A 15332-nucleotide genomic window follows, 5' to 3' on the forward strand; every position below is an offset into this window, starting at 1 on the left:
GCGCTGCGGCGCGCCGCCGCGCCGTTCGCAAGCGCGACGAAGTCCGCGACCGTGAGCGTCTCCGCGCGCGCCGTGGGGGAGATGCCGAGGGCGCTGATGCCTTCGGCGTCGAGGAAGTCGGCGACGGCGTTTCTCAGCGTTTTCCGGCGCTGCTGGAAGGCGGCGGCGACGAGCGCACCGAAGACCTCGCCGTCGACGGGCAGAAGTTCCGACTCGGCCTTGGGCACCATGCGCACGATCGAGGAGGTGACCTTCGGCGCGGGCGTGAAGGCGCCGGGCGGCACGTCGAAGAGCTTGTGCATCACGTAGCGGTACTGCAGCATCACCGAGAGGCGCCCGTAGGTCTTCGAGCCGGGCTGTGCGGTCATGCGGTCCACCACCTCCTTCTGCAGCATGAAGTGCTGGTCGATCACGCGCCCCGCGGCCGGAAGCAGCGCGAAGAGGAGCGGCGAGGAGATGTTGTAGGGGAGGTTGCCGAAGACGCGCAGCCGCCGGCCCTCGAGCACGGTGCGCCAGTCGAGCGTGAGGGCGTCCGCCTCGATCAGGTCGAGCTCGCCCGGCTGGAACTGTCCGCGCAGAAAGGCCGCGAGGTCGCGGTCGATCTCGACGGCGGTTTCGTGCCCGGCGAGGTTCACCACCTCGCGGGTGAGGGCCGCCTGACCCGGGCCGATCTCAATCAATTCGTCGCCCGGCTTCGGGTCGATCGCGCGGGCGATCCGCTCGATCCAGTGGCGGTCGTGGAGGAAGTTCTGTCCGAAGCGTTTGCGGGCGTGGTGCCCTTCAAGCCATTCTTGCGTCACGGTTCTTCTGGAGGGTGTGGGCGAGTTCAAGGGCCGCAGCCATGCTGCGGGCGTCGGCGACGCCGCGGCCGGCGATGTCGAGCGCCGTGCCGTGGTCGGCCGAGGTGCGCACGTAGGGCAGGCCGAGCGTGACGTTGACGCCTTCGGCGAAGCCCACGTGCTTCAAAACGGGAAGTCCCTGATCATGGTACATGCAGAGGACGGCGTCCCACCGCTCCATCTTGCCCGGAACGAAGATGGTGTCGGCCGGAAGCGGCCCGACGAGGGTGGAGTCAGAGTCGGCCATGCGCGCGAGCACGGGCTCGATCACCTCGATCTCCTCGCGGCCCATGTGGCCGTTTTCGCCCGCGTGTGGATTGAGGCCGGCGACGGCGATCACGGGGTGGTCGATGCCGTAGCCCTCGACGAGACCCCGGCGCAGGATCGTGATCACCTCGGTGAGCGACTCCTGAGTCACCGCATCGGGCACTTCGCGCAGCGGCAGGTGCGTCGTGGCGAGCGCCACCTTGAGGGCGTCGCACTTCGGAGACGAGACGAGCATCATCACGACGCGTCCGACGCCCGCGGCTTCGGCAAAGAACTCCGTGTGGCCGGTGAAGCGGTAGCCCCCTTCGATGAGGATGCTCTTCTGCACGGGTGCGGTGGCGACCGCTCCCGCCTCGCCCGCGGTGACGAGGCGGTGCGCTTCTGCGAGCGTCTCGATCACGTAGGGGGCGTTCGCGCGCGAAAGCCGCCCCGGCACGGACAGTTCGCGCAGCGGCACGTGGTGGATGCGGACGTTGCCGGGGAGTTCGGGCGCGAGGCCGAGGCGGCGCGCCGTCTCAAGGAGCATCCCGCGGTCGCCGATCAGGAGAACGGGTTCGGTCGTGCCCCAGGCGGCGCGTACGGACACTTCCGGGCCGATGCCGGCGGGTTCTCCCGTCGTGACGGCGATGGGTTTGTGGTTGGTCAAGGTGGACCCCCTTCAAATAAAGAGGACGGCGGCCCGGGAGCGGGCGGCCGTCCTCGGCGCTCAGCTTGTAATGGCGGCGCGCATCAGCGGCGCAGCGCTTCCTTCAGCTGCGGATCGCGGATTTCGACGTAGGCTTCGTCGCGCAGCTCGCGCTCCCAGTTGTAGTTCGCCTCGGCGAGCTTCTTCTGGCGGATCGCCTGACGGGCGGCGAGGCGCATGCGGTCGGGGTTGCCCGCCTTCTCGGTGCGGCGCTCGACCACCTGAATGAGGTGGTAGCCGTAGGGCGTGCGCACGGGCTCCGAGATCTGACCGGGCTTGAGCTTGTTCATCGCCGCCTCGAAGTCGGGCACCGTGTCGCCGGGAAGCACCCAGCCGAGGTCGCCGCCGCGCGTCGCGGTGGAGTCCACGGAGTGCAGGCGCGCCATCGTCGCGAAGTCCGCTTCGCCCGACTCGACGCGGGCCTTGATGTCGTTGAGGCGGCGCAGAACGTCCGCCTCAGGCGTGATGTCCGAGACGAACATCAGGATGTGGCGGGCGTGGGTCTGCTCGACCGGGCCGCCGCCCAGCTTTGCCTGCACGCCGTCGCGCTTGCCCTCGACTTTGAGGACGTGCCAAGCGCGCTGCGAGGAGAAGACGATCACGGCGTCGTCCGGATGCGTGCGCACCGCGTCGGAGAGGGATGCGGGCATCTCGGGGAGCGTCTTCCAGCCGAGGTCGCCGCCCGTCATCGCGTTGTCGGCGCGGGAGAAGGACGCGGCGAGCAGCGAGAAGTCCTCGCCCTTCTTCGCGCGTTCGGCGAGCGACTCGGCCTCGCGCTTCACCTTCTCGTTGTTGGCGGCCGTCTCCACAGGGAGCAGGATGTGCGCGACGTGGTATTCGGTCGTGTCGTCGCCCTTGAAGCCCGCCTTCTCGGCGAGGAAGGCGTCGACTTCGCTCTCGGGGATCTCGATCTTCTCGTTCACCTCGCGCTCGCGCAGGCGCTGCGTGGTGATTTCGTCGCGGATCTCGTCGCAGAAGGCCGAGAAGGTCACGCCGTCGGCGAGGAGCCGCTGACGGAGCTCCTCGACGTTGAGGTTGTTCTGGCGCGCGATCTGCTCGATCGAGGCGTTCACCATCTGGTCGTCCACGCGGATGCCCGTCTGACGGGCGCGCTGCAGGATGGCGCGTTCGCTGATGAGGCGCTCGAGCACCTGGGCGCGCAGTAGGTCCATCGCAGGGAGCTGGATGTTCTGGCGGCGCAGGTTGATCGCCACCGTGTGCACGCGCTGCTCGAGCTCGTGCTCGGTGATGACGTCGTTGTTCACTACGGCGACGATGCGGTCGAGTTCGCCCGCATCGAGGGCCGAGGGCGCAGGGGCTTGTGCGGGCGCGGCCGCGGGGGCCGCGTAGCCGAGGGCCGACTGACCCGAACCGTCCATGACGCTCGCCGCCTGGGCGGCGCCGGCCGCAAGAACAAACGCAGCGCCGAGGGCGAGGCTGCGGGTGAGGGAGATCTTATTCATAGAAGTCGTAGGGACCCGACGTCGTGGGCAGAGCCCCCGTCGTCTGATAGCCGCGGATGTTGCGGCGCAGTTCGGAAAGCGGATTGATGCCAATGCTACCGAGCCCGTTGAGCTCGAGTTGTAAGAAGAAGTTGGACTCCTGCTCGTTCGAGGCGGTCGTGTAGCGCTGGGCGGCGAAGCGCAGCGTCCAACAGTCGTGGAGGTACTCAAAGCCGCCGATGAGTTCGATGGGCTTCTTCTTGTGCAGCGAATAGTTGTAGCGGAAGAGGCCGTAGAGGCGGTTCCAGATCGGCCACTGGACCTGGAAGTCGACCTGCTTGATGTTGTCTTCGGACGTTTCGCTCGCCGCGTAGTTGTAGCGGTAGTAGAGCCCCATGGTGGACATGCGCTTCGGGCTCCAGGTGAGGCCCGTCTTCACGTTCACCATGCGGTTGAGCGACGAGGAGTACTGGGTGTTGGCCGAGGCGTAGAGCGACCGCGTGAGGCGCGCGCCGATGCTCCCGAGGAGGTCGCTGCGCACGTTGGCCTGCTGCTGGGCGGCCGCGAAGTAGTCCTTGTCGCCCTCGTTGAGGAGGTCCACGCGCTGGTCGCCGAAGTACTGGCGCTGGCCCACGCTCGCGCGGAAGAGCTCAAGCCCGCTCTCCTTGTCGATCCAGCGCGAGGAGACCACGGCCGTGAGCTGGTTGGCCTCCGAGACGCGGTCGTAGCCCGAGAAGAGGTTCGGCGTGAAGAGCGTCGCGGAGGAGAGGTCCGCCGCGGTCGAGTCGAAGATCGGAATGTCGCTCTGGTCGCGGTAGGGCGTGTAGGCGTAGTAGATGCGCGGCTCGAGCGTCTGGTAGGCGTCGCGGCCGAGGAAGCGCGCGTCGCGCTCGAATTCGAGCCCCGCGTCGAGCGTGAGGGTCGGCGTGAAGCGGCTCGGCGTGCGGTTCTGGTAGTACTTGCTCCGGTTTATGTCCGAGAGCTCGTACCAGACGCCGAGGAATTCGGCCTTGGGCACGACGAACCAGCCCGCGCCCCGGAAGGGGTAGCTCACCGACTGCGAGGCCGCCACGCGTGTGCCGCCGATGCGCGAGGGATGCGTGAAGCGCGTCGCCTCGAGGGTGGAGGCGAGCTCAAAGCCGTGGAAGTCCGCGGCGTAGCCGTTCACCGTCGCCTGCGGCACGCGCTCGTAGGGAATCACCTGCTGCACGCCCGTGATGTTGAGCGTCTGGTTCTTCGTCACGCGCAGCTGCGCGTTCCAGTAGGTGTCCGTCCAGGTGAGCTGATAGTCCTGCGGCAGCACGGTTTCGGAGGATTCGCGGATGCTCCCCGAGAAGTCCGTCACGTAGTCGTCGTCCGAAACGCGGTTGTAGTCGGCGCTGAAGCCGAGCTTGCCGCGGTGGTAGTTGGTCCGGATGCGCGTGCCCCAGCGGCTGTCGTCGTAGAGCCGGTCGTTGGGGAGGTAGTCGAGGTTGACCGTCGTCTCAAACGCGTCGTACTTGAAGCGCGCTTCGTTGCCGATCATCACGCCGCGCTTGGTCATCACCCGCGGCGTGAGGGTGTAGTCGTAGTTCGGGGCGATGTTGAAGTAGTAGGGCACCGAAATATCGACGCCGCGCGAGGAGCTCATGCCGTAGACGGGCGTGAGGAGGCCGGAGCGCCGCTCCGGACTGATCGGGAAGGTAAACCAGGGCGAGGCGAGGATCGGAACGCCCTGGAAGTGGAGCACGGCGCCGTTGCCCGAGGCCGACTGGTCGTACTCGTCGATCTCGAGGTCGTTCAAGCTGATGTACCACGCCTCGTCGTCGCGTTTGCACGTGGAGATCGTCACGTCCTCGAAGGTCGTGCGGTCGCCCGAGAGGAAGCGCACGTTCTTCGCGCAGCCGCGCAGGTTGCGCGGGGCGTACTCCCACTCGGCCTCGTCCATCGAGCCCTGGCGCGAGGTGAGGCGGAACTTCATGCTCGGGCCCGAGAAGCTCGCGCCCTGGCGCGAGAGGCGGGCGTTGCCCTTCGCCTCGACTTCGTCGGTGCGCTGCGTGTAGGTGATCGAGTCGGCGCGCAGCACCGCGCCTGCTCGGCGGATCTCCGCGTCGCCCGAGAGGTGCAGCACGTCTTCGGGGCTGCCCTCGATGCGTTCGGCCGCAACGAAGCTCGCGGCCTCTCCGCCCACCTCCGCGCGGTCGGGACTGAGCGAGGAGACGGATTCGAGGTCGACCCGCAGGGCGCCGGAGGCGGCCGGGGCGGCGTCTGCGCGCGCGGCGGCACAGAGGGCGGCAAGCGCGGCGGCCACGCTGAGCGCTAGGGCTCGGACGGGAGGCAGATGCATGTGAGGCTGACGGGTCTCCGGGGAGGCCTGTAAAATATTCGACTTTCTTGAAAAGCACCGAATTTCCGGACCGCTTTGTCTCCGGCGCTCGGCGCGGTGTTCGGATTTTATCAGGCGCCCTGAGGCTGCGGCCCTACGCAGGGCCCGGGGCTTCGGCCTTCACTTCAAAAGGTTTTTCTCCATGACTGAACGCGACGGGGCGCTGCGCGCCTGGTTGGGCGCGCAGAGCGCCGCATTCGGATTCGATCCCGACACGCTCGAGCCGGCGAGCGCCGACGCGGGCTTCCGGCGCTACTTCCGCGTGAAGCGCGCCGCCGGGGGCGACCTGATCGTCATGGACGCGCCGCCCGAACACGAAAACCTGCCGCAGTACCTCGTCGTGGACCGCCTCATGAAGGAGGCGGGCCTCAACGTTCCCGAGGTGTTCGCCGCCGACGTCGGGCAGGGCTTCGCCCTCATCTCCGACCTCGGGCGCGACACCTTCCTGCAGGTGATCAACGAGGAGAACGCCGCGAAGCTCATGGACGCGGCGACCACGGCGCTCGTCGCCTGGCAGCGGGCCTCGCGCCCCGGGGTGCTCCCGCCCTACGACCGCGCGGTCCTCACGCGCGAGCTCGAGCTCTTCCCCGAGTGGTACGTGAAGCGCCACTGCGGGGTCGAGTGGGACGAGAAGCGCCTCAAGTGGTGGCGGATGTCCTGCGAGTCGATCCTCAAAAGCAACCTCGCCGACCCGCAGGTCTACGTGCACCGCGACTTCATGCCGCGCAACCTCATGATGAGCGATCCGCTCCCGGGCGTGATCGACTTCCAGGACGCGCTCTACGGGCCGATCACCTACGACATCGCCTCGCTGCTGCGCGACGCCTTCGTGAGCTGGAGCGAGTCCTTCGTCCTCGACGTGACGATCCGCTACTGGGAGAAGGCGCGCCGCGCGGGGCTCCCCGTCCCGGCCGACTTCGGCGCCTTCTACCGCAGCGTTGAATTCATGGGCATCCAGCGCCACCTGAAGGTGATGGGCATCTTCGCGCGGCTCAACTACCGCGACGGCAAGCCCAAGTATCTCGCCGACACGCCGCGCTTCATGAACTACGCGCGCCAGACGGCCGGCCGCTACGTCGAGCTCTCGCCCCTGAAGCACCTGCTCGACGAGCTCGCCGGCGTCACGGAGAAGGCGGGCTACACGTTCTGAGGTAACAGACCGGCATGCGCGCCCTCATTCTTGCCGCCGGCGAAGGCCGGCGCCTGCGGCCCCTCACGCAGATCGCCCCGAAACCCCTCGTGCGCGTCGCGGGCGAGGCGCTGATCGTGCGGCAGATCCTGGCGTTGAAGCGCGCCGGAATCGTCGAATTCGTCGTGAACGCCGCGCACGGCGCGCGGATCCTCATGGCCGAGCTCGGCGACGGCTCGCGCTGGGGCGTCTCGATCGAATGGTCGGTCGAGGGAACCCGCACGGCCGACGCCCTCGAGACGCGGGGCGGCATCGTCCGGGCGCTTGCGCTCCTCACCCGCGGGGGCGAAGAGCGCTTCCTCGTCGCCGCGGGCGACATCGCGACCAACTACGACTTCGCGGGGCTGCGCGCCCGCGCTGAGGGGCTCTCCCACGCGGGCGGGCTCGCGCACCTCGTGCTCGTTCCCAACCCGTCCTTCCACGCCAAGGGCGACTTCGGCCTCGAGAACGGTCGGATCGTCCGCTCGGGCGCCGAGAAGTTCACCTTTTCGAGCCTCGCGGCCTACGACGCCGCGCTCTTCGAGGGGCTTGACGACGCGCGTGCGCCGCTCTTTCCCTGGATGTTCGGGGCGATCGACGCCGGGCGCGTCACGGGCGAAGTGTTCCGCGGCCGCTGGGCCAACGTCGGCACCCTCGAGGAGTTCGGGCGCGCCGAGGCGCTCTTCGGCGAGGGAGGCGCGTCATGAGGATCGGTCCGCACGAGCTCGCCTCGCCCGCCCTGATGCTCGCCCCGATGGCGGGCTTCACCGATCTGCCCTTCCGCTCGCTCTGCCGGCGCTTCGGCGCGGACTATGCGGTCGCCGAGATGACGGCGAGCCGGGAGGATCTGCGCGCGCGGCAGAAGAGCCGCACCCGCTGGGTCGAGCCCGGCGAACGGGGCCTCAAGGCCGTGCAGCTCCTCGGCGCGGACCCCGCCGTGATGGCCGAGGCCGCCCGGGCGGCCGAAGCCGACGGCGCGGACGTGGTCGACGTCAACATGGGGTGCCCGGCCAAGAAGGTGCTCTCGCGCGAATGCGGCAGCGCCCTCATGAAGGATCCCGCGCTCGCGCGCGAAATCCTCGAGGCGGTCGTGGGCGCCGTGAAGATTCCCGTCACGCTCAAGATGCGCACGGGCTGGGACCGGGAGCACCGCAACGCCGTGGAGTTCGCCCGCATGGCCGAGGCTGCGGGCGCGGCGATGATCGTGGTGCACGGGCGCACGCGCGCGGACGGCTTCAGGGGGGAGGCGGAGTACGACACCATCGCCCGGGTGCGCCGCGCCGTCGCGCTCCCCGTCGTCGCCAACGGCGACGTGGATTCCGGCCCCAAGGCGCTCGCCGTCCTCGCGCACACGGGCGCCGCGGGCCTCATGATCGGCCGGGCCGCCATGGGACGCCCCTGGATCTTCGCCGAAATGCGCGCCGCGCTCGAGGGCCGCTCCTACACGCCGCCCGCGGCGAGCGCGGAGGGACTTCTCCGGGTGATTCTCGATCACAGGGCGGAGCATTTCGACTACTATGACGCCCGCCGGGCGATGCGCCTCTTCCGCAAGCATCTCGCCCACTATCTGAAGCCGCTCGCTTCCACGCCCGAGGCCGAGGCGCGCCTGTCGGCGCTCCTCGCCGAAGAGGACGCCCAAGCGCAGACGGACCGGGTGCGCGCCTTCCTCGAGGCCCATGGGGTCGGGACGGGCGCCGCCGCCGCAGAACCTCAACACTTCCCCGCGTCTTGACTCCGATGATCCTGAAGGAGCTTTCCGAAACCGCCGTCGAGAACCTCCACTTCGAGGAGGACCCGCTCGGACGCGCGGACGCATCCGGGGACGACGAGCAAAACGGCCTTGAAGCGGCCGTCATCCGTCAGCTCGACCTCTATTTCGCGCGGCTCGAAGGCCGCGACCCGCATCCCCTTTACGAACTCGTCGTGCACGCCGTGGAGCGTCCGCTCATCGAATACGCCATGTCGATGTGCCACCACAACCAGTGCGCGGCGGCCCAGCTACTCGGCATTAACCGGAATACGCTGCGCAAGAAGCTCCAGGACCATGGAATGCTCCCGGCGCGGCGGACCTCCACAAAACTTAAGGAAAAGTAGACATGCGCAAGCAAGCACTTCTGAGCGTTTCGGACAAGACGGGCATCGTCGAGTTCGCCCGCGGCCTCGTCGCCGCAGGCTTCCACATCCTCTCGACCGGGGGCACCGCGAAGCTCCTCGCCAAGGAGGGCGTCGAAGTCCAGGAAGTGGCCGACTACACGGGCTTCCCCGAAATGCTCGACGGCCGCGTGAAGACGCTCAACCCGAAGGTCCACGCGGGCATCCTCGCGCGCCGCACGGTGCCCGAGCACATGGCCGCGCTCGCCGAGCACGGCATCGATCCGATCGACATCGTCTGCGTGAACCTCTATCCGTTCGAACAGACCGTCGCGCGCCCGGACTGCACGCTCGAGGACGCCATTGAGAACATCGACATCGGCGGCCCGACGATGATCCGCGCCGCGGCGAAGAACTGCGAGTCCGTCGCGGTCGTGGTGGACCCCGCCGACTACGAGACGGTCCTCGCCGAGCTCCGCGCCGAGGGTGAGGTCACGCCCGCCACGCGCTTCGCGCTCGCGAAGAAGGTCTTCGCCCACACCGCCCGCTACGACGGCATGATCACCAACTACCTCACGAGCCTCGACGCCGAGAACCGTCCGCAGAAGTTCCCCGCCGTCCTCACGCGCCAGTGGGAGAAGGTGCAGGATCTGCGCTACGGCGAAAATCCCCACCAGCAGGGGGCCTTCTACCGCGAGACCGTGGTCGCGCCGGGCCTGCTCGCCGGCTACGAGCAGCTCCAGGGCAAGGAGCTCTCCTACAACAACATCGCCGACAGCGACGCGGCCTGGGAGTGCGTGCGCTCCTTCACCGCTCCGGCCTGCGTGATCATCAAGCACGCCAACCCCTGCGGCGTCGCGGTCGCCGCGAACTGCGAGGAGGCCTATGCCAAGGCCTTCCAGACGGACAGCAAGTCCGCCTTCGGCGGCATCATCGCCTTCAACGGCCCGGTGACGCGCGAGTGCGCCGAGCGCGTTTCGCACCAGTTCGCCGAAGTGATCATCGCGCCGGAATTCGATGAGGGCGCGCTCGAGCTCTTCTCGGCCAAGAAGAACCTGCGCCTGCTGAAGATCGCCCTCGGCGGTGCGCACAACGACTTCGACTTCAAGCGCGTCGGCGGCGGCATCCTCGTGCAGACGCCCGACATCCAGCTCGCCACCGAGAAGGATCTGCGCTGCGTCACGAAGAAGGAGCCCACCGCGCAGCAGATCACCGATCTGCTCTTCGCCTGGAACTGCGCGCGCTTCGTGAAGTCCAACACCATCGTCTACGCCCGCGACGGCATGACGCTCGGCGTGGGCGCGGGCCAGATGAGCCGCGTCGACTCCGCGCGCATCGCCGCGATCAAGGCCGAGGAGGGCGGACTCTCGCTCGAAGGCAGCGTCGCCGCCTCGGACGCCTTCTTCCCGTTCCGCGATGGCCTCGACGTCGTGGTCGACGCCGGTGCGGTCGCCGTGATCCAGCCGGGCGGCTCGATCCGCGACCAGGAGGTGATCGACGCGGCGAATGAGCGCGGCATCGCCATGGTCTTCACCGGCGAGCGTCACTTCCGTCACTAATCGACTGTTGCACTTCGTTCGTGCGGTCCGCCCCGTCGCGGGCCGCGCGTTCGCGTATATTGGTTCGACGCGCCCGCGGCGCCCGGGGCTCCCCGACTGTGCTTCTCCCCCATGAAGCGCGGACGGCCGGAGCCCTTCGGCACATTGCGGGCTGCCGTTTCATTCTCCCAGGGAGAAATCCGTGAAAGACTTGAGCGAATCCATGCGCCTCACGCGCCGCGCGCTGCTCGGCGCCGGCATGGCCGCGGGCGTGTTCACCGCCTGTCCGGCGCTTGCGGATCTGCGCATTGAAATCACCGGCGTCGGCGCCAATCAGCTGCCGATCGTCATCCGTCCGTTCAAGGGCGCGGCCGCCGCGCCCGTTGATCCCGCGCAGGTGATCGGCGCCGACCTCGTGCGCTCCGGCGCCTTCCGTCTCGTCGATGCGCCGCCCGCTCAGGCCGATGAGAATCTCGAGAAGCCCGAAGGGCTCGCACAGGCCGCGCAGGCGGGCGCGACCATCTACGTGGTCGGCCAGGTGCAGAGCCTCGGGCAGTCGCGCTGGGACGTGCGCTGCCTCTTCTTCGACGCCGTCTCGGGCGAACTCCTCGACTCGGTGGGCTACAGCGCCGCGACGGACCTGCTGCGCATGGCGGCGCACCGGTGCGCCGACCGCATCTACACCAAGCTCACGGGCGAAGGCCCGATGTTCGCCTCGCAGCTCGCCTACGTCGCGCAGCTCGGCTCTCGCCGCTACGAGCTCGTGGTGGCCGACAGCGACGGCGGCGTGCCGAGAACGGCCCTGCAGTCGCCCGAACCGATCATCTCTCCGGCCTGGTCGCCCGACGGCCGGCGGCTCGCCTACGTGAGCTTCGAGCGTCGCAAGCCGATCGTCTACGTGCACGAGCTCGCCACCGGCGTGCGCCGTGCGGTCGCGGCTTTCCGCGGCAACAACTCCGCTCCGGCCTGGTCGCCCGACGGGCGGCAGCTCGCCGTGGCGCTCTCCCGCGACGGCCTCACGCAGATCTACCTCGTCAACGCCGACGGGTCGGGCCTGCGCCGCTTCACGCAGAGCTACGGCATCGACACCGAGCCCGTCTTCACGAAGGACGGTGCGTGGATCTACTTCACGAGCGACCGCGGCGGCACGCCGCAGATCTACCGCCAGCCCGTCGCCGGCGGACACGCCGAGCGCGTCACCTTCGGCTCGAACTACGCGATCAGCCCGACGGTCTCCCCCGACGGCGCGCGCATGGCCTACATTTCGCGCATCGACTCGAGCTTCCGCGTGGCGGTGATGGATCTTGCCACCGGTCAGGACCTTCTCGTCACCAACACCGACCGCGACGAGTCGCCCTCGTTCGCGCCCAACGGCCGCTTCATCGTCTACGCGACGGAAGTGAGCGGCCGCGGCGTGCTCGGCACCTGCTCGGCGGACGCGCGCCTCACCACCCGGCTTTCGGGCGAAGGCGACATCCGCGAACCGGCTTGGGGTCCGATCCTGCAGTAATTCCTCATTCCCCGAATTCTTTGTTTTCTTCTCTCAAGGAGCTTCATCATCATGACTTTCGGTTGGAAGGTCCTCGCCGCCGCTGCGGCCGCCGCCGCCCTGCTTTCAGGCTGCTCGTCCGTTTCGCTCGACGAGGGCGCCAAGGACGGCACGCTTGCGGGCGATCAGGTCAAGTCGACCGTTGTCCAGGATCCGTTCACGGATCCCTCGAACCCGCTTTCGCACCGTTCGGTCTACTTCGCCTTCGACTCCTATGAAGTCCAGCCCGAGTACGCCGCCGTGGTCGAGGCGCACGCGAAGTGGCTCGCCGAACATCCCGGCGTGAAGATCACCGTCCAGGGCAACACCGACGAACGCGGCGGCCGCGAGTACAACCTCGCCCTTGGCCAGAAGCGCTCCGAGGCCGTGCGTCAGCGCATGCAGCTGCTCGGCGTCTCCGCCGACCGCGTCGAGGCGGTCTCCTTCGGCAAGGAGAAGCCCGTCGCGACCGGCCACACAGAAGAGGCGTGGGCTCAGAACCGCCGCGCCGACATCGTCTATCCCGAAGGCACCGCGTCGGCGAAGTAACGCCCGGTTCAGCGCCAACCGCCGGGGCGTCCCGGTTCTTCGGGACCCGAGGGGTGCCCCTCCGCCGCCGGTAGCCTCATTCGACGATGGGGCGCCGGCGCTTTTGTTTCTGAGGTCCAGTCATGTCCCTTTCCCTCTCTCCCCTCGGTGTGCGCCTCGTGACGGCGGCCGCGGCGCTCTCGATCGCGGGCTCCGCCTTCGCCTTCGCCGACGACGATGCACGCCGCGCCATCCTCGAGCTGCGCGAAACCGTCAAGCAGCTGCAGAACGACGTGGACGTCGGCCGCAATACGCAGGTGCAGCTCGCCGATGAAATCAACGCCCTCAAGGAGCGCAACCGTCAGCTCACGGGCAAGGTCGAGGAGCTCTCCAACGCACTCGCCGTCGAGAAGCGCAGCGCCCGCACGCTCTACGAGTCGATCGACAAGCGCATCGGCGTCTTCGAGCCGCAGACGGTCGTGGTGGACGGCCAGTCCGTGCAGGTCGCGCCCGAGGAAAAGAAGGCCTTCGACGCGGCGGTCGCCCAACTCCAGGAAGGGAAGTTCCTCGCCGCCGAAAAGAGCTTCAAGGAATTCTGTGCCGGCTACCCCAAGTCGCCCTACCGCGCCGACGCGCTCTTCTGGTGGGGCACGAGCGCCTTCGGAGCCGAGCACTACAAGACGGCGATTGCATCTCAGAATCAGCTCCTCAAGGACTATCCGAAGTCTTCGCGCGCGCCCGACGCCATGATGCTCGTCGCCTCGTCGCAGGCCGCGAGCGGCAGCGTGACGGCCGCCCGAAACACCCTCAACAAAATCATCCGCACCTATCCGGAGAGCGAGGTAGCTAAGGACGCTAGGGCCAGGCTGAAAGTATTAACTCCAAATAAGTAAATGACCCCCTCATTTAGTGCCTTGCGTCAGGGATTCCCCTTCCGTCTGTGGAGTGGGTGATTCCCACCAATAGAGTGCCCCTAAGTAGAATGGAGCACATAGAGCGAGTCAAAGGGGAAGCAAAGGCCACGGCCTCGGAAATACTTTTTGACGAATGCGTTTTTGAAGTGGTCATTCATAATCAGATGACTGCGGATACTATAAGAGGCCGAGGTGCTTCCCTCCATCCGGGCGCCGAGGCTGATCAAACCACGAAGTTGATTCCGTCTGGACCAGTAGACGGGAATACTGGAGGTGTTCACAAATGACCCAATGCTGCAAGCATGTCGGCGCTGCCGCTTTCCGCTGCCCGCTCACGAACAAGGGCGCGGCCTTCACGGAAAAGGAGCGCGAGGAGCTCGGTCTGAGCGGTCTGCTTCCGACCGCCGTCTCCACCGACGACCAGCAGGTCGAGCGCATGCGCGAGATTCTCAACCGCTTTGAGAAGCCGATCGACAAGGCGCTCGTTCTCGACAGCCTCCGTGCGACCGACGAAGACCTCTACTTCCGTCTGCTCACGCGCTACATCGACGAATACATGCCGATCGTCTACACCCCGACCGTCGGCGAGTACTGCCAGCGCTTCAGCCACATCTTCCGCTATCCGCGCGGCCTTTTCATCTCCTACCAGCACGCCGGCCACGTCCGCGACGTGATTGAACGCGCCCCGAACAAGGAAGTGGACGTCATTGTCGTCACCGACGGTGAACGCATCCTCGGCCTCGGCGACCAGGGCATCAACGGCATGGGCATTCCTATCGGCAAGCTCGCGCTCTACACCGCCTGCGCCGGCATCAATCCCGCCAAGACCCTCCCGGTCGTCCTCGACGTCGGCACGAACCGCCAGGAATACCTTGACGATCCGCTCTACCTGGGTCTGCGCAAGCCCCGCACCCGCGGTCCCGAGTACGACGCCCTCGTCGCCGAGTTCATCTCCGAGGCCCGCCGCCGCTGGCCGAACGTCCTGATCCAGTTCGAAGACTTTGGCAACCAGAACGCCTTCCGTCTGCTTGAGCACTATCAGGACAAGATCCTCTGCTTCAACGACGACATCCAGGGCACCGCCTCCGTGGTCGTGACCGGCATGTACAGCGCCATGCGCATCAAGAAGGAGGCGATCACCGATCAGCGCTTCCTCTTCTTCGGCGCCGGTGAAGCCGCCACCGGCATCGCCAACCTGCTCGTCGACGCCATCGTCTCCGAAGGCGTTGACCGCGAAGAAGCGATCAAGCACTGCGCCCTCTTCGACTCGAAGGGCCTCGTGACGAAGAACCGCTTCGAAGGCCTCGCCGCCCACAAGAAGCCCTACGCCCACGACATGGCCGACACGAACTGCTTCCTCGAAGCGATCAAGCAGTACAAGCCGACCGCGATCATCGGCGTGGCCGCCACCCCGAAGACCTTCACGAAGGAAGTCCTCGAGGAGATGGCCAAGCTCAACGAGCGTCCGATCATCTTCGCGCTCTCGAACCCGACGTCGCGTGCCGAGTGCACCGCCGAAGAGGCCTACACGATCACGAAGGGCAAGGCGCTCTTCGCCTCCGGCTCGCCGTTCGACCCGGTCGTCTACGAAGGCAAGACCTTCGTGCCGCGCCAGGGCAACAACAGCTACGTGTTCCCGGCCCTCGGCCTCGGCGCCGTCTTCGCCCGCGCGAAGTGGATGCCTGACGGCATGTTCCTCGTCGCCGCGAAGAAGCTCGCCGAGCTCGTGAGCGAAGAGGACCTCGCCCAGGGATCGCTCTATCCGCCCCTCTCCGACATCCTTCCGGTGTCCGTTAAGATCGGCGCTGCGGTCGCGGCCTACGCCTACGACCACAACCTCGCCGGCAACGAACGTCCGGCCGACCTTGAGAAGGCCGTTGAGGAGTTCATGTATCGTCCGTAATGCGCGGACCCGTCCGGCCGCTCTGATGCAGACGGCCGGATGATGAACCCCTGAGGGCCCCCGG

13 protein-coding genes are annotated in these 15332 nt (G+C 67.4%); 9 read left to right on the plus strand and 4 right to left on the minus strand.

Going from position 1 to position 15332, the window contains the following annotated elements:
* From rsmA to ACT6Y9_RS02995, 4 genes are all read right to left on the minus strand, one after another.
* Positions 1 to 800 (minus strand): 16S rRNA (adenine(1518)-N(6)/adenine(1519)-N(6))-dimethyltransferase RsmA (gene rsmA, locus ACT6Y9_RS02980; RefSeq protein ID WP_443743459.1); only part of this gene is annotated, 800 nt, incomplete at its 3' end.
* On the minus strand, positions 781 to 1752 hold the full coding sequence (gene pdxA, locus ACT6Y9_RS02985; RefSeq protein WP_443743460.1) for a 4-hydroxythreonine-4-phosphate dehydrogenase PdxA: 972 nt from the start codon (positions 1750 to 1752) through the stop codon (positions 781 to 783). The genes pdxA and rsmA, both read right to left, overlap by 20 nt.
* An 83-nt stretch (positions 1753 to 1835) precedes the next feature.
* Complete coding sequence (locus tag ACT6Y9_RS02990) at positions 1836 to 3254, minus strand: peptidylprolyl isomerase (RefSeq protein ID WP_443743461.1); 1419 nt, start codon at positions 3252 to 3254, stop codon at positions 1836 to 1838.
* Positions 3247 to 5523: an LPS-assembly protein LptD gene (locus ACT6Y9_RS02995; protein ID WP_443743462.1), complete on the minus strand. Its 2277-nt coding sequence runs from the start codon at positions 5521 to 5523 to the stop codon at positions 3247 to 3249. The genes ACT6Y9_RS02990 and ACT6Y9_RS02995 overlap by 8 nt, the downstream gene beginning before the upstream one ends.
* 217 nt (positions 5524 to 5740) lie before the next feature.
* Between ACT6Y9_RS02995 and ACT6Y9_RS03000 the strand changes: the two genes are divergently transcribed.
* The 9 genes from ACT6Y9_RS03000 (at position 5741) to ACT6Y9_RS03040 (ending at position 15268) form a co-directional block, all read left to right on the plus strand.
* Positions 5741 to 6748 carry an aminoglycoside phosphotransferase family protein gene (locus tag ACT6Y9_RS03000; RefSeq protein ID WP_295478762.1) on the plus strand — a complete coding sequence of 336 codons (1008 nt, stop codon included), beginning with the start codon at positions 5741 to 5743 and terminating at the stop codon, positions 6746 to 6748.
* 14 nt (positions 6749 to 6762) lie between these two features.
* The gene (locus tag ACT6Y9_RS03005; RefSeq protein WP_295478759.1) at positions 6763 to 7473 is read left to right on the plus strand and encodes a nucleotidyltransferase family protein; all 711 of its coding nucleotides are present in this window, start codon (positions 6763 to 6765) and stop codon (positions 7471 to 7473) included.
* Entirely contained in the window at positions 7470 to 8498 is a 1029-nt protein-coding gene (gene dusB, locus ACT6Y9_RS03010; protein WP_443743463.1) for a tRNA dihydrouridine synthase DusB, read from the plus strand. Before ACT6Y9_RS03005 ends, dusB begins: the two co-directional genes overlap by 4 nt.
* 5 nt (positions 8499 to 8503) lie before the next feature.
* Complete coding sequence (locus ACT6Y9_RS03015; protein ID WP_443743467.1) at positions 8504 to 8860, plus strand: helix-turn-helix domain-containing protein; 357 nt, start codon at positions 8504 to 8506, stop codon at positions 8858 to 8860.
* 2 nt (positions 8861 to 8862) lie between these two features.
* Positions 8863 to 10416, plus strand: coding sequence for a bifunctional phosphoribosylaminoimidazolecarboxamide formyltransferase/IMP cyclohydrolase (gene purH, locus ACT6Y9_RS03020; protein ID WP_295478753.1), 1554 nt, complete (start codon positions 8863 to 8865; stop codon positions 10414 to 10416).
* A 202-nt stretch (positions 10417 to 10618) separates the two neighbouring features.
* Positions 10619 to 11905: a Tol-Pal system beta propeller repeat protein TolB gene (tolB, locus tag ACT6Y9_RS03025; RefSeq protein WP_443743468.1), complete on the plus strand. Its 1287-nt coding sequence runs from the start codon at positions 10619 to 10621 to the stop codon at positions 11903 to 11905.
* 51 nt (positions 11906 to 11956) lie between these two features.
* Positions 11957 to 12472, plus strand: coding sequence for a peptidoglycan-associated lipoprotein Pal (gene pal, locus ACT6Y9_RS03030; protein ID WP_443743464.1), 516 nt, complete (start codon positions 11957 to 11959; stop codon positions 12470 to 12472).
* 122 nt (positions 12473 to 12594) lie between these two features.
* Positions 12595 to 13344, plus strand: coding sequence for a tol-pal system protein YbgF (gene ybgF, locus ACT6Y9_RS03035; protein WP_443743465.1), 750 nt, complete (start codon positions 12595 to 12597; stop codon positions 13342 to 13344).
* Between the two features lie 304 nt (positions 13345 to 13648).
* Positions 13649 to 15268 carry an NAD-dependent malic enzyme gene (locus tag ACT6Y9_RS03040; RefSeq protein WP_443743466.1) on the plus strand — a complete coding sequence of 540 codons (1620 nt, stop codon included), beginning with the start codon at positions 13649 to 13651 and terminating at the stop codon, positions 15266 to 15268.
* The last annotated feature ends 64 nt before the right edge of the window (positions 15269 to 15332 follow it).

Source organism: Sutterella sp., from assembly GCF_052272535.1.
Taxonomy (GTDB): Bacteria; Pseudomonadota; Gammaproteobacteria; order Burkholderiales; family Burkholderiaceae_F; genus Sutterella.